Genomic DNA, 13,226 nt, shown 5'->3' on the forward strand with positions numbered 1-13,226 from the left:
GTCATCCCATCAGTATAAAAGCTTAAGTTAGATAGTATTCCTAAGGTCAGTTAGAGACTGTTTAAGATGTGTAAAAAACTGTATGTAGCTAAAACGAACAGGCATAAAAAAACCCCAGACTATGCTGGGGTTTCTATCAATTTATAAAGCTAACAATTACTGTTGGCGCTGCGCTTCTTTTTGCGCTTTTTTAGCTTCTTTACGTTTACGAAGAACTTCTTGCGCTTCGTTACCGATGTGACCTTCGCCACGCGCTTGTGCTAATTCGATTTGCTTTTGACGCTCAGCAAAACGTGCGCGTTGCTCTTCTGTTAGGCTGTCGTGACAGTGATGACACGAAACACCTTCCATATATTCAGGCTTTTGCTTTTCTTCTTCAGTGATAGGCATACGACAAGCATGACATTGGTCGTAAGAGCCTTTTTGTAAATCGTGATTTACCGCTACACGGTTATCAAATACAAAACACTCACCTTCCCACATGGTTTCTTCTTTTGGTACTTCTTCTAAATACTTAAGAATACCGCCTTCAAGGTGGAATACTTCGTCAAAGCCTTGCTCTTTCATGTACGCAGTTGATTTTTCACAGCGAATACCACCGGTACAGAACATAGCAACTTTCTTGTGCTTTTCTGGGTCTAGGTTTTCTTTCGCCCACGCAGGAAATTCACGGAATGTCTTCGTGTTTGGATCAACCGCATTTTGGAAAGTACCGATCTCGATTTCGTAATCGTTACGCGTATCGATAAGAATCACTTCAGGGTCTGAAATTAATGCATTCCAATCAGCTGGTTTTACGTATGTACCCACTACTTCACGTGGGTCGATACCTTCAACCCCCATAGTTACGATTTCTTTTTTCAGTTTTACCTTAGTACGGTAGAACGGGCATTCGTCATCGTATGACTCTTTAGTCACAATGTTGTCTAGGTTTGGTTGTGAATCTAACCATGCAAGTAGGTTATCGATACCTTCACGTTTAGCAGAAACAGTACCGTTGATACCTTCAGCCGCAAGTAACAAAGTACCGCGTACTTCATTGTCTTCCATTACTTTAAGTAGTGGTTGGCGAATCGCTTCAAAATCAGGAAGGGCTACAAATTTGTAAAGTGCGCAAACAACAAAGTGCTCGCTAGTTACATTGTCTTTATGAACAGCAGTCATGGTTTTACCTTTTGCTTTAAATGCCCATGTGGGGCGTTAACCGAATCGCAAATCCGGCGCATTGAGGGCGCGTATTTTACGCGAATTAGCGATAATTGCAAAAACTGATGCGAAATAGCTGTGTTTTTACTGTCTCCAAGTGAGGCAAGTGCGTTATAATGAACAGGATTCACAAATTTTGCTCATCGGAGATTACGCATTGCATTTTACTGAACTTGGGATTGATACACGCCTCGAAAAACAACTTGCGCATCAAGGCATCACCCAGCCCACTGACATTCAAGCTCACGCGGTACCAACAGCTATCGCAGGCCATGATATTTTTGCACAGTCAAAAACAGGATCGGGCAAAACGCTGGCGTTTTTATTACCTGCTGTACAGCGCGTAATGAAACAAAAAGCACTCAGTAAACGCGACCCTCGCGTTTTAATCGTTGCACCTACCCGCGAATTAGCAACCCAAGTGTACAGCCAATTAAGGCTATTAATTGCCGGTACAAATATTAGTGCTGTAAAAGTACTGGGTGGTGAAAACTTTAATGACCAAATTAAAGCACTGCGCAAAGACCCACATTTTGTAGTAGGTACACCAGGGCGTTTAGCTGACCATTTGAGTCAACGCTCATTACAGCTTTCAGGCTTAGAGCTGCTAATTTTTGATGAAGCGGACCGTATTTTAGATTTAGGTTTTACCGATCAAGTTAAAATGATCAACGAGCTTGCTGATCACCGTTTACGCCAAACGTTATTGTTTTCAGCAACGCTTGACCATGCACAAGTTGATGCCCTGTCACGTAACCTTTTACGTTCACCAAAACAAATATTGTTAAGTGCCTCTAACGAGCAACATAGTGACATTACTCAGCAGCTTTATTTAGCTGATCATCTAGATCACAAAGAAGCCCTACTAGAGCACTTTGTAAAGCAAGACAATGTTGGCCAATGCATTATTTTCACCGCAACACGTGCCGACACTCAGCGTTTAAGCCAGCTGTTAAACGATAAAGGCTTTAAAGCGCAAGCGCTTGCGGGTGACTTAACACAGGCTAAGCGCCTTGAAATTATGGATGCCTTTAGCCGTGAAAACTTTAAAATCTTAATCACCACCGATGTTGCGTCGCGTGGTCTTGATTTATTAAGCGTGACCCACGTAATTAATTTTGACCTACCAAAACATGCTGAAGAATATGTGCACCGTATTGGTCGTACTGGTCGCGCAGGCTTTAAAGGAACTGCTATTTCGTTAGTGGGCCCGAAAGATTGGCCTAGCTACAAAGCAATTAAAGCATTTTTAAATGATGAATTAAGCTTTTTCACCGTTGACGGCCTTGTTGGTAAATTTAAAGGTCTGCGTGAGAAAAAACCAAACACTGTTTGGAAAAAAGCAGAGAAAAAAGTGGCAGCTAAACCTGCAAAACGAAAACGCAAAGCAGCCCCTAAAAAACCAAAAGCCCCTATTCAAGCACCAATTAATGTAGATGGTTTTGCTCCAATGCGCCGTAAGAAAAAGCCAGAACAGGAATAACAATGAGTATTTTAGGAACCACACAAACCCTTTTCGTTAACGAAATGTCTAACGAAGGTGCTTATTTAGATGGCCGTGATTTAGGCGAAGTATTCTTACCAAGCAAAGAAATTGATTACGATCTAGAAGCTGGCGACAGCGTGCAAGTATTCATTTACTTAGATCACGCAGGTCACCCAACCGGTACCACGAAAAAACCATTGGCTGAGGTAGGCGAATTTGCCCTACTACGTGTTAAAGCAATCAACAGCACTGGTGCGTTTTTGGATTGGGGCCTCGAAAAAGACGTACTTGCGCCATACAACGAACAAAAGCCAAAAATGAAAGACGGCTTTTCGTATCTTGTACGTTTATATCTCGATAATGCTAGCCAACGTATTTGTGCATCGAGCAACTTTAATAAGTTTTTATCGAAAGAAGAACCAACTTACTCAGTAATGGAAGAAGTTGACCTAATCGTTGCCGGTAAAACAGACCTGGGTTACAAAGTACTTGTAAACGAAGCCCACATTGGTGTGGTTTATTACAACACCGTATTTAAAAAGATGTTTGTTGGACAGCGCTTAAAAGGCTTTATTCATAAAGTACGTGAAGACGGCAAAATCGACGTACTACTTGAAAAGCCAGGCATGGGCAAAGTAAACGACTTAGGTGAAAAAATCTTAGCAAAATTAAAAGCAGAAGGCGGCGTACTTCACTTAGGTGATAAGTCAGACCCTGAAGTAATTAAAAAGACTTTCTCAACCAGTAAAGCAAACTACAAAAAAGCCATTGGCGGTTTGTTTAAGCAAGGTTTGATTGATATTGAAGCAACATCGATTAGGTTGAAATAAGTTGCGAGTTAACAAGATATTGAAGTATTTGAAAGAGTAAAGCTTTCGCTTTACTCTTTTTTATTCTTATTGGTTTTGTTAGCTTTATCGTACATGTGCCGTAAATTTTCTAACGCTATTTTGAGTATTTTCATTTATGAGTTAAAGTCGGCACTGTTCCATAACCATCCTTTCCAGATTAACTCATTTCTGCCCCAAAATAAGTTAGGTTAAATGCTCTAACTGCTGCTTTGAGCAATCAAGAAACGGTCCAAGCCCTATACATTGAATGATAAGTTAACGCATCTTTAATAATAGCTAGAAAATTTTGCTTAATGGGCTTACAACACCGTTTGCTCCTTGTTGTAAAACATGGGTGTAAATCTGTGTGGTTTTGAAATCAGAATGGCCCAATTGTGCTTGAACGGTGCGAATATCGGCGCCACTTTGCAATAGGTGCGTTGCAAATGAGTGGCGCAAGGTATGAGGCGTAATAACCTTTGTAATATTGGTTTGCTTTAATGCTTTTTTAATCGCTTTTCTAACACATGTAGGGTGGAAATGGTGGCGACGTATCTCGCCAGTTTCTGGGTCATCACTTAATTTGTAGGAAGGAAATAAGTATTGCCACGCTAGTGATTTATTAGCTGAGGGATATTTACGAGTTAAAGCGTTAGGCATCCACACACCTGCGTATCGCTCGTTTTGTAAATCTAATCTTAAATATTCTTCAACTTGCAAAATTTGATTTCTAAGTAATGGGATCAACTCCGTTGCAAGAGTAACTATACGATGCTTGTTGCCTTTTCCGTTCCAAATTTGAATGCATTTGTAATCAAAATCAATGTCCTTTACTCGCAATTGCACCGCTTCCATCACACGCAAACCACTTCCATACATTAACCCCGTGATTAAGTAATATCGCTTGGAAAGATGACTCATCAATTGCTTTACTTCATCAGGCGTCATCACTACAGGCAGCTTGGGTTGTCGATTACTTCGTGCAAAATTCAAGTTTAAAGAAAGCTCATTTTTGACAATATGTTTATATAAAAAAGCGAGCGCATTTAAAGCTGCACTTTGTGTTCTAGGTGACATATTACGTTTTAATACAATATGGTCTAAAAACGCTTAGACTTCTGCATCTCCCATTGAGCTTGGGTGACGTTTGTTGTGAAAGTGAATAAATTTTGCGATCCAACCTAAATAAGCATTAATTGTTCTTAATGAATACTGACGAGTGAGCATATAGTCTGCAATGTAGTTTAAATAAGGAGAGCGAGTTTTCATTTTCATTCCTTTGAAATGAAGCTGTATACATATACAGGTTTAGCTCAGTCGCTCGTATAGTCAAGAAAACGACCCAATCGCTCGTTTTTATCCTGAGGTAAAAGCGAGAACTCCTAAATTTTAATAACACTGGTAATTAGTTAACAAGTTTGTTAGAAATAATCTAATAAGGAAAACGAGCTACGCTGTAGTAGAAAAACGCGCGATTAGCTCGCTATAAACATGTTATAACTCAAGGTCGAGAATCGTGAAGTACAAGAACTTCAAGCCATTAATTCACAACTTTACGCATTCCTTTGTAGGAGGTTGTAATTACGTTGACGGTAAGTTTATATATGAAGATTTATTTGAACTTGCTCAACAAAAATCTGGTGAAAAAGTCATCATTCAATGGATTCCTCGAATCGAAGCAAGTAATCCCGAGTTAACCAAACGAGTTAAAGAATCAATAAGCTTTTATCAGCAGTGGTTGCCAAAACTAGCAAATAGTCTTGGGGTATCCTTAGATCATTTGGTTGAATACCAAACAGAAATTTATTTAACAAAAACTCGTCAAATAAATATTCGAGCGTTCGGTCAAGACGACCGTGGTAAAAAATATGAGTATTTCGTGTGGATTTGAGTTATAACAAAGCCATCATGAAGGGACGCAAAAAGCTTGGCTGTGCTCCTTCGTCGCTAATTTTAGCCAAGCTTTTTCGCGCCCCATATGGCGGCGTTACTGATTAAATACTCTAACGTGTTTTTGTCCATAAACGAGTTTATTCGGCCGTCTGATTCTCGTTTTTAGATGACCTAGATAACTTTTCTGAAATTGCCACAAACAAAAAGAGCATTGTATACAGCGCGATATAAATCACGCATACAATGCTCTTTAGAGACTATTTTAAAATAACGCGGATTATTTTAGTGAGTCGTTAATTTCTTTTAGTGTTGCAACTGGGTCTGCCGATTGAGTGATTGGGCGGCCTACAACTAAATAGTCGCTGCCATCTTCAACGGCTTGTTTTGGTGTCATGATGCGCTTTTGATCGCCTGCATCGCTGCCTGCTGGGCGAATACCCGGAGTAACCAGTTTAAAGTCTGCGCCAAGTTCTGCTTTTAGCTTTTTCGCTTCTTGTGCTGAGCACACTACCCCATCAAGGCCTGATTCTTTAGCAAGGTTTGCTAGGTAAATTACTTGCTCTTCTGGTGTTTTATCTATACCTAAACGAGTAAGCTCTGCCGCATCCATACTGGTTAGTACAGTTACTGCAATCAATAATGGTGCGTCATCACCAAACTGCTCTAAAGCTTGTTTTGCTTTAGTCATCATTTCAACGCCACCAGAGGCATGTACGTTAACCATCCATACACCCATTTTTGCAGCTGCTGTTACAGCTTTAGCCACTGTGTTTGGAATATCGTGAAATTTTAGGTCTAAGAATACATCAAAACCTAAGTCTATTAGTTCCTTAACAAAGCTAGGACCAAAATACGTGAACATTTCTTTGCCTACTTTAAGGCGACACGTATCAGGCGATAATTGCTTTACAAACGCAAGAGCTGTTTGTTGATCATCATAATCAAGGGCAATTAATACTTTTTTTGAATCTTCGACAGACATAACTTTCCTAAAAACTAATGGACTAATATGAATTAAAAACCGTCTATGCCACGGCTTGGAACAATTGTTTCCCAGTGCTTACAAGATGGACATACCCAATAAATGGTATGACTGGTAAAGCCACAGTGTTGGCACTGAAAATCAGGTTTGGTTGCGATATAAGACGTTACTAGCTTATCAATTTGATCGAGTACATCTTTAATATCGTTGTTTTGTTTAGCAAGTAGCTGTAATAAAAAGCTAAAGCCACGAATAGTCGGATGACGCTTTAAACTATCCGTTAAAAATTTAATTGCTTGCTCGATGTGGCCTTGTTCAAGTAAAGCTTGGCAGTGTTTTATTTTTATTAATACACCACCTTTATCGAGCAGTTCATTGAGCAATTCGTAAAACTGATGCGTCAAATTAAGCTTTTGATAGCTCAGTGCTAACTCTTCAATAAACACTGGCGCAAAAAACGTGAACTGGCTAATCAGCTCACGCCAATAGTAAATTGCTTTTACATAATCTTCTTTAGTAAAAGCACTGTGGCCAAGCTCATACAACGGGCGAATAGCTTTGTGGTTTAAGCTAATAGCTTTACGCATAATTTGCGTATCGTTATCTTGTAAGGCTGCTTCACAGTAAAAATTGGCAATGGCTTTTACATGCTGAGGTTTAGTGAACAACTCACTGTGGGCCTCGTACATGTTAATGCCCTTTTCCCATTCACGTGTTTGTGAATAAAGATTAATAATTGGCTCTAACGCTTCTTTATAGCCTGCCTTAACAAGCCATACTAAATGCTCTTCTGCACCATCTAACAAGCCTGCCATAATGTAATCTTCAGCAAGTTCTAAGCGGCTGGTTGCAGCTTGTTGCTCATCAAGACTTGGATGTTTTAATAACAGCTCATGAATTTTAATGGCGCGATCAAGTTCGCCACGGCGGCGGAACATAGTTGCTAGCGTTGAATAGTGTTCAACAGAATCAGCGGCAACTTCGAGTAGATTAATAAGGTGTTCTAAGCCTTGGTCTTCTTCTCTGTCTAAGAGAAATTTAAGGCCTTTAGAATATTCAGAGGTAATTTGGCGATTAAGCTGATGAGCTTGGTTTTTAGCGCTGTTTTTACCCATTATCCAACCGTAACCGGCTGCAACGGGTAAAAGTAAAAACAGAAGCTCAATCATGATTAGGTGTCTTTATTAGCAACAAGCTTTTTATTGTTTTTTTCAGGCGCTAATTTCTTTTTTAAACGATAATTTTGCCACTTTAACTGAGAAAACAGTGTAAAGCTTATAAAACAACCAATTGCGACACCTAAAATAAAGCAGATACTTATTACAACAGCTAGGGGCAAAGTATTACTCGCGATTAAATAATTGATTTGCACCAATTGTGGATTCTGTGAACCAAGTACAAACGCAATAAATAAACACAGCGCAATTAATACAATTTTTAATACCCTAAACAAGTAACTACTCCTGTATAAAACTAGGCAATACTCGCATTTACGCGGTCACGTAATTCTTTACCTGGTTTAAAATGTGGTACGTGCTTACCGTCTAACTCAACTGTTTCGCCAGTCTTTGGATTACGACCTGTGCGAGGAGAACGATAATGCAATGAGAAACTTCCAAAGCCACGGATCTCGATGCGATCTGAGCTAGATAATGAGCCGGCCATTTGTTCAAGAATTTCTTTAACGGCATTTTCAACATCTTTCACAGGGATGTGTGCGTGTTGCTCGGCAAGTTGTTCTATCAATTCTGACTTAGTCATAGCGTTTCCTTAAAGAGTGGTAAAGGAAGGGCAAAACTGCCCTTCCAATTTTAAAAGACTAGATATTAGTCTTTTTGAGCATTTTTGAATGCTGCAGCCATAGCGTTTTCGAACGCTGGCTCTTCTTTCTTAAGCTTCTCTAGTACTTCTTTCTCTTCTGCTTCGAAAAGAGCTTTAACAGATAAGCTTAAAGTGCGGTTCTTACGATCAACACCAACGTATTTCGCTTCGATTTCGTCGCCTGCAGAAACTACAGTAGTAGCATCTTCAACACGCTCTTGAGCGATATCAGCTACACGGATGTAACCTTCAACGCCTTCGATTAGCTCAACAGTTGCGCCTTTCGCATCAACTTCAGTCACTTTACCTTTAACAATAGCACCTTTTTTGTTTGCGTCCAGGTAGTTATTGAATGGGTCAGCTTCGATTTGTTTAACACCTAGAGAGATACGCTCACGCTCTGGGTCAACTTGTAATACGATAGCAGTGATTTCGTCGCCTTTCTTGAATTCACGTACAGCTTCTTCGCCTGGCGTGTTCCAAGAAATGTCTGAAAGGTGAACAAGACCGTCAATACCGCCTTCAAGACCGATGAAGATACCGAAGTCAGTGATTGATTTGATCTTACCAGTAACTTGGTCGCCTTTGTTTTGTAGACGAGCAAATTCTTGCCATGGGTTAGCAATACATTGCTTAAGACCAAGAGAAATACGACGACGCTCTTCGTCGATTTCAAGAACCATAACTTCAACAGTGTCACCTAGTGAAACAACTTTTGAAGGGTGGATGTTCTTGTTAGTCCAATCCATTTCAGAAACGTGTACTAGACCTTCTACGCCTTCTTCGATTTCAACGAAACAACCGTAGTCAGTAAGGTTAGTTACACGACCAGAAAGCTTAGAACCTTCTGGGTAACGACCAGCGATAGCTGCCCATGGATCTTCGCCAAGCTGTTTAAGGCCTAGAGATACACGAGTCTTTTCTTTGTCGAATTTAAGAACTTTAACTGCGATTTCGTCGCCAACATTAACGATTTCTGAAGGGTGCTTAACACGCTTCCACGCCATGTCTGTGATGTGTAGTAGACCGTCAACACCACCAAGGTCAACGAACGCACCGTAGTCTGTAAGGTTCTTAACGATACCTTTAACTTCTTGACCTTCAACAAGGTTAGCAAGAAGCTCTTCACGCTCTTGTGAGTTCTCTGATTCGATAACTGCACGGCGAGAAACAACAACGTTGTTACGTTTTTGGTCAAGCTTGATTACTTTGAACTCAAGCTCTTTACCTTCAAGGTGAGTTGTGTCACGTACTGGACGAACATCAACAAGTGAACCAGGTAGGAAGGCACGGATTGAATCAACTTCAACAGTGAAACCGCCTTTAACTTTACCGTTGATAACACCAGTAACAGTCTCTTGCTCTTCACATGCTTTTTCTAAGCGGATCCACGCTTCGTGACGTTTCGCTTTCTCACGAGAAAGGATAGTTTCACCGAAACCGTCTTCGATTGCGTCTAAAGCAACATCTACTTCGTCGCCAACAGCAACTTCTAGTTCACCAGCAGCATTTTTGAATTGCTCAGCAGGGATTGCACTTTCAGATTTAAGACCAGCATCAACAAGTACGATGTTGTTCTCGATTGAGATAACAGTACCTTTAACGATAGAGCCTTGCTCTGCTTCAAAACCCTTAAGGCTTTCTTCAAATAACTGCGCAAAATTTTCTGACATTATACGTCTCTAAATAATTAAATAACCAATTAGCAACCATGCTGCATGGGGTTGTTAAAATAGCACTGGCTTCCTGCCGGCACCTTAATAAATTACTTTTAAGCTTTTGGAAGCTTTCCTGCAAGTACTGCTTCGTCGATTAAAGTTACTACTTTATCAAACACTTGCATTGCATTAAGCTCGCTAGTATCGAGCTCAATGGCGTCTTCTGCAGGAACAAGCGGCGCAACTTCACGCGTCATATCACGGTGATCGCGAGCTTTTATGTCCTCAAGTAGACCACTTAGTGTAACATCAAGACCGCGTTCGTTCAACTCAGCAAAGCGACGACGAGCGCGCTCTTCAGCTGATGCGGTTAAATAAATCTTCAATGGTGCATCTGGGAACACAACTGTGCCCATATCACGACCATCGGCAATTAAGCCGCTCTCAGTACGAAACGCACGTTGACGACGTAATAATGCTTCTCTCACCCGTGGTAATGCAGCAATCTTTGATGCCGCAGCACCCACTTCTTCGTTACGAATTGTGGTTGTGACGTCTTCGCCTTCCAAGACAATTTTAGAAGTATGTGTTTGGCTATCGACCAAAAACTGTACATCTAAGTTTGCAGCTAGCGGAACTAGCGCATCTTCATTATCTAGTTCAATTTGATGATGAAGCGCTGCAAGTGACAGCACACGGTAAATCGCTCCACTGTCTAATACATCCCAACCTAATTTCTCGGCTAACAAGCGACAAACAGTTCCTTTACCTGAACCACTTGGGCCATCGATGGTGATTACGGGCATTGATAACGCCTGCATTTATAACCTCCTGCAATGCACACCAAAATAAAACCGCGATATTATACGCCAGTTCTAGAAATAGATCCGCATTTAGAATGTAACTTTTTATATTTTCTTCTGTTTTATTGACTTGAGACAGACTCTAGTACTTTGAAAAACGTTGGAAAAGTTTTGTATGTACACTTAGGATCGTTAATGGTTATCGGCTTTCCGCCAACGGCAACCATTGCAAAACACATGGCAATACGGTGATCGTTATAGGTATCAATCGCTACATCGTTAAATGTGTCTGGTGGTGTAATTTCGATGAAATCTTCACCTTCAACCACTTCTGCACCAACTTTACGAAGCTCAGTCGCCATGGCATATAAGCGATCTGTTTCTTTTACACGCCAGTTATAGATATTACGAATAGCTGTTTTACCTTTAGCAAAAAGCGCAACAGTGGCGAGTGTCATTGCCGCATCAGGGATTGCATTGGCATCAATATCGACCGCGTTTAGCTCACCTTTACGAACCACCAGCTTTTCATCGTACCAATCGATTTTGGCGCCTACTTGCTCCATAACTTTGGCAAAACCAATATCACCTTGAACAGATGCCGCACCTACCCCGTTAATTTCAATTTCGCCGCCCGCTATTGCAGCCGCCGCAACAAAGTAAGAGGCGCTTGATGCATCACCTTCAACCATAATGCGCTCAAGTGCTTGATACTGCTGACAGCCTTTAACGTAAAATGTTTCGTAATTGTCATGGCTTACAGTAACGCCAAAGCGCTTCATTACATCTAGGGTAATGTCAATGTAAGGCTTTGATACCAGAGTGCCTTTAATGGTGATTTCTGTATCGCCATTAAATAATGGCGCTGCCATTAGTAACGCTGTTAAGAACTGGCTAGAAATGCTGCCATCAATTGCAACTTTACCACCGTTGATTTTGCCGCCTTTTATGGCCAGTGGTGGATAATCTTTGTGCTTAAGGTATTCAACATCACCACCAAGAGCTTGCAGTGCATCTACCAAATGGCCGATTGGGCGCTCTTCCATACGAGGCTCGCCGACCAGCTGGTACTCGCCATCTACAGCAGCTAAAACCGCTGTCAGTGGACGATAAGCTGTACCGGCATTACCTAAAAATAAAGGCTCGCTTGGGGTTTTAAATTTACCCGCGACACCCTCTACGGTGGCCACTGTTTTATCTTCATTTAGCGATACATTTACGCCTAAAAGATTTAATGCACCTAACATGTGACGAATGTCATCACTGTCTAGTAGGTTTTCAACAACCGTTGTGCCCTCTGCAAGAGCAGCTAGTAACAAGATACGGTTTGATAAGCTTTTTGAGCCTGGTAGTGTCACACTACCATTTACCTTTGTAATCGGTTCAAGTCGAAGCTGTTCCATAATTAGCTGTTCTCCTTGGCGAATTTTTCCATAAAATTAACCAAGGCTTGAACACCTTCAAGTGGCATCGCATTATAAATGCTTGCGCGCATACCACCGACAATACGGTGACCTTCAAGGGCTAATAAGCCTGCTTCTTTTGACTCACTAATGAATTTATCATTCAGTGATTCGTCGTTTAGCCAAAACGGTACGTTCATACGCGAACGGCAATGCTTAGCAACTTTGTTGCTGTAAAAATCTGAGCTATCAATGTAGTTGTAAAGAAGTTCTGCTTTTGCGATGTTTTGTTCTTCCATCGCTTTAACGCCGCCGTTTGCTTCTAGCCATTCAAATACTTCAGCAGCTAAGTACCACGCGAATGTCGGTGGTGTGTTATACATGCTGCCTTGTTTTGCTTCTAAGGCGTAATCAAGAATACCTGGCTTTGCAAGACCTTCACGCTCAAGAAGCGTTTTGCGAACAATAACAATCGATAAACCTGACGGGCCAATATTCTTTTGTGCGCCAGCGTAAATAAGATCGAACTGATTTACGTCAAACTCGCGCGATAAAATAGTCGATGACATATCAGCCACAATAGGTGCTGATGGGTGTGATGGTACGTCAAAAATTTCAATGCCGTCTACGGTTTCATTCGGACAATAGTGAATGTAAGACGCATCAGCAGGTAATTCCCAGCTGCTTGCTGGTTTAATAGAGAACTGGCCATTTTGCTGCTCATCATCACGTACATTGATGCTTTCAACTGCAGTGAATTTTGCCGCTTCTGAAGTAGCCCCTTTAGACCATACACCGTTTTCACAGTACACAGCTGGCTTATCATCAAGGTGAAGATTCAGTGGCACAGCACTGAATTGACCACGGCCACCGCCGTGCATAAATAACACTTCAAACTCATCGCTAATATTCATTAAACGACGCAGGCTTGCTTCACATTTAGTGGTAAGCGCTAAAAAGTCGCTGCTGCGATGGCTAATTTCCATCACAGAGACACCTAAACCTTGCCAATCTATAAATTCTTTTTGTGCTTTTTGCATAACTGCCGGCGGTAGCATTGCCGGTCCTGCACAAAAATTATACTTAGTCATTACTTTGCCTCATTCCAGTAATTATAGTGCGGATAAAAAAAGCGGCCGAAGCC

General features: G+C 41.1%; 12 protein-coding genes and 1 pseudogene. 3 read left to right on the forward strand and 10 right to left on the reverse strand.

Annotated elements, in window-relative coordinates; all coding sequences use genetic code 11:
• Positions 1 to 156: 156 nt before the first annotated feature.
• Positions 157 to 1,164, reverse strand: a complete 1,008-nt coding sequence (locus tag NFU46_RS02065; protein WP_055197229.1) for a rhodanese-related sulfurtransferase — start codon at positions 1,162 to 1,164, stop codon at positions 157 to 159.
• A gap of 199 nt (positions 1,165 to 1,363) precedes the next feature.
• On the opposite strand from NFU46_RS02065, the gene NFU46_RS02070 reads away from it, so the two are divergent.
• Complete coding sequence (locus tag NFU46_RS02070) at positions 1,364 to 2,689, forward strand: DEAD/DEAH box helicase (protein ID WP_251599873.1); 1,326 nt, start codon at positions 1,364 to 1,366, stop codon at positions 2,687 to 2,689.
• Between the two features lie 2 nt (positions 2,690 to 2,691).
• Positions 2,692 to 3,522, forward strand: coding sequence for a S1 RNA-binding domain-containing protein (locus NFU46_RS02075; protein ID WP_251599231.1), 831 nt, complete (start codon positions 2,692 to 2,694; stop codon positions 3,520 to 3,522).
• Positions 3,523 to 3,819: 297 nt separating this feature from the next.
• Here NFU46_RS02075 and NFU46_RS02080 read toward each other — a convergent pair.
• A pseudogene (locus NFU46_RS02080) lies at positions 3,820 to 4,791 on the reverse strand (integron integrase).
• Between the two features lie 247 nt (positions 4,792 to 5,038).
• Here NFU46_RS02080 and NFU46_RS02090 point away from each other — a divergent pair.
• Positions 5,039 to 5,413, forward strand: a complete 375-nt coding sequence (locus NFU46_RS02090; protein ID WP_239964338.1) for a hypothetical protein — start codon at positions 5,039 to 5,041, stop codon at positions 5,411 to 5,413.
• Positions 5,414 to 5,692: 279 nt separating this feature from the next.
• Here NFU46_RS02090 and pyrF read toward each other — a convergent pair whose 3' ends face one another.
• The 8 genes from pyrF to serC all read right to left on the reverse strand — a co-directional run bounded on the left by pyrF (position 5,693) and on the right by serC (position 13,173).
• Positions 5,693 to 6,397 (reverse strand): orotidine-5'-phosphate decarboxylase, encoded by a 705-nt coding sequence (pyrF, locus tag NFU46_RS02095; RefSeq protein WP_251599240.1) that lies wholly within the window; start codon positions 6,395 to 6,397, stop codon positions 5,693 to 5,695.
• A 32-nt stretch (positions 6,398 to 6,429) separates the two neighbouring features.
• The gene (lapB, locus tag NFU46_RS02100) at positions 6,430 to 7,566 is read right to left on the reverse strand and encodes a lipopolysaccharide assembly protein LapB (RefSeq protein WP_058585078.1); all 1,137 of its coding nucleotides are present in this window, start codon (positions 7,564 to 7,566) and stop codon (positions 6,430 to 6,432) included.
• Positions 7,567 to 7,568: 2 nt separating this feature from the next.
• Positions 7,569 to 7,850, reverse strand: a complete 282-nt coding sequence (locus tag NFU46_RS02105; RefSeq protein WP_054551349.1) for a lipopolysaccharide assembly protein LapA domain-containing protein — start codon at positions 7,848 to 7,850, stop codon at positions 7,569 to 7,571.
• Positions 7,851 to 7,870: 20 nt separating this feature from the next.
• Entirely contained in the window at positions 7,871 to 8,158 is a 288-nt protein-coding gene (gene ihfB / locus NFU46_RS02110; RefSeq protein ID WP_036968575.1) for an integration host factor subunit beta, read from the reverse strand.
• A gap of 65 nt (positions 8,159 to 8,223) precedes the next feature.
• Positions 8,224 to 9,891 (reverse strand): 30S ribosomal protein S1, encoded by a 1,668-nt coding sequence (gene rpsA, locus NFU46_RS02115; RefSeq protein WP_054551350.1) that lies wholly within the window; start codon positions 9,889 to 9,891, stop codon positions 8,224 to 8,226.
• A 98-nt stretch (positions 9,892 to 9,989) separates the two neighbouring features.
• The gene (cmk, locus tag NFU46_RS02120) at positions 9,990 to 10,697 is read right to left on the reverse strand and encodes a (d)CMP kinase (RefSeq protein WP_175078364.1); all 708 of its coding nucleotides are present in this window, start codon (positions 10,695 to 10,697) and stop codon (positions 9,990 to 9,992) included.
• A 104-nt stretch (positions 10,698 to 10,801) separates the two neighbouring features.
• Positions 10,802 to 12,082, reverse strand: coding sequence for a 3-phosphoshikimate 1-carboxyvinyltransferase (gene aroA, locus NFU46_RS02125; RefSeq protein WP_251599243.1), 1,281 nt, complete (start codon positions 12,080 to 12,082; stop codon positions 10,802 to 10,804).
• Between the two features lie 2 nt (positions 12,083 to 12,084).
• Positions 12,085 to 13,173: a 3-phosphoserine/phosphohydroxythreonine transaminase gene (serC, locus tag NFU46_RS02130; RefSeq protein ID WP_058585081.1), complete on the reverse strand. Its 1,089-nt coding sequence runs from the start codon at positions 13,171 to 13,173 to the stop codon at positions 12,085 to 12,087.
• Positions 13,174 to 13,226: the final 53 nt, after the last annotated feature.

This window comes from Pseudoalteromonas sp. NCCP-2140 (assembly GCF_023708065.1).
In the GTDB taxonomy this organism is placed as follows: domain Bacteria; phylum Pseudomonadota; class Gammaproteobacteria; order Enterobacterales; family Alteromonadaceae; genus Pseudoalteromonas.

Bases quoted from the DNA above. Each gene is read 5' to 3' on its own strand.
- NFU46_RS02065 (WP_055197229.1), bottom strand. From the start codon at position 1,164: ATGACTGCTGTTCATAAAGACAATGTAACTAGCGAGCACTTTGTTGTT.
- NFU46_RS02075 (WP_251599231.1), top strand. From the start codon at position 2,692: ATGAGTATTTTAGGAACCACACAAACCCTTTTCGTTAACGAAATGTCT.
- pyrF (WP_251599240.1), bottom strand. From the start codon at position 6,397: ATGTCTGTCGAAGATTCAAAAAAAGTATTAATTGCCCTTGATTATGAT.
- lapB (WP_058585078.1), bottom strand. From the start codon at position 7,566: ATGATTGAGCTTCTGTTTTTACTTTTACCCGTTGCAGCCGGTTACGGT.
- ihfB (WP_036968575.1), bottom strand. From the start codon at position 8,158: ATGACTAAGTCAGAATTGATAGAACAACTTGCCGAGCAACACGCACAC.
- rpsA (WP_054551350.1), bottom strand. From the start codon at position 9,891: ATGTCAGAAAATTTTGCGCAGTTATTTGAAGAAAGCCTTAAGGGTTTT.
- cmk (WP_175078364.1), bottom strand. From the start codon at position 10,697: ATGCAGGCGTTATCAATGCCCGTAATCACCATCGATGGCCCAAGTGGT.
- aroA (WP_251599243.1), bottom strand. From the start codon at position 12,082: ATGGAACAGCTTCGACTTGAACCGATTACAAAGGTAAATGGTAGTGTG.
- serC (WP_058585081.1), bottom strand. From the start codon at position 13,173: ATGACTAAGTATAATTTTTGTGCAGGACCGGCAATGCTACCGCCGGCA.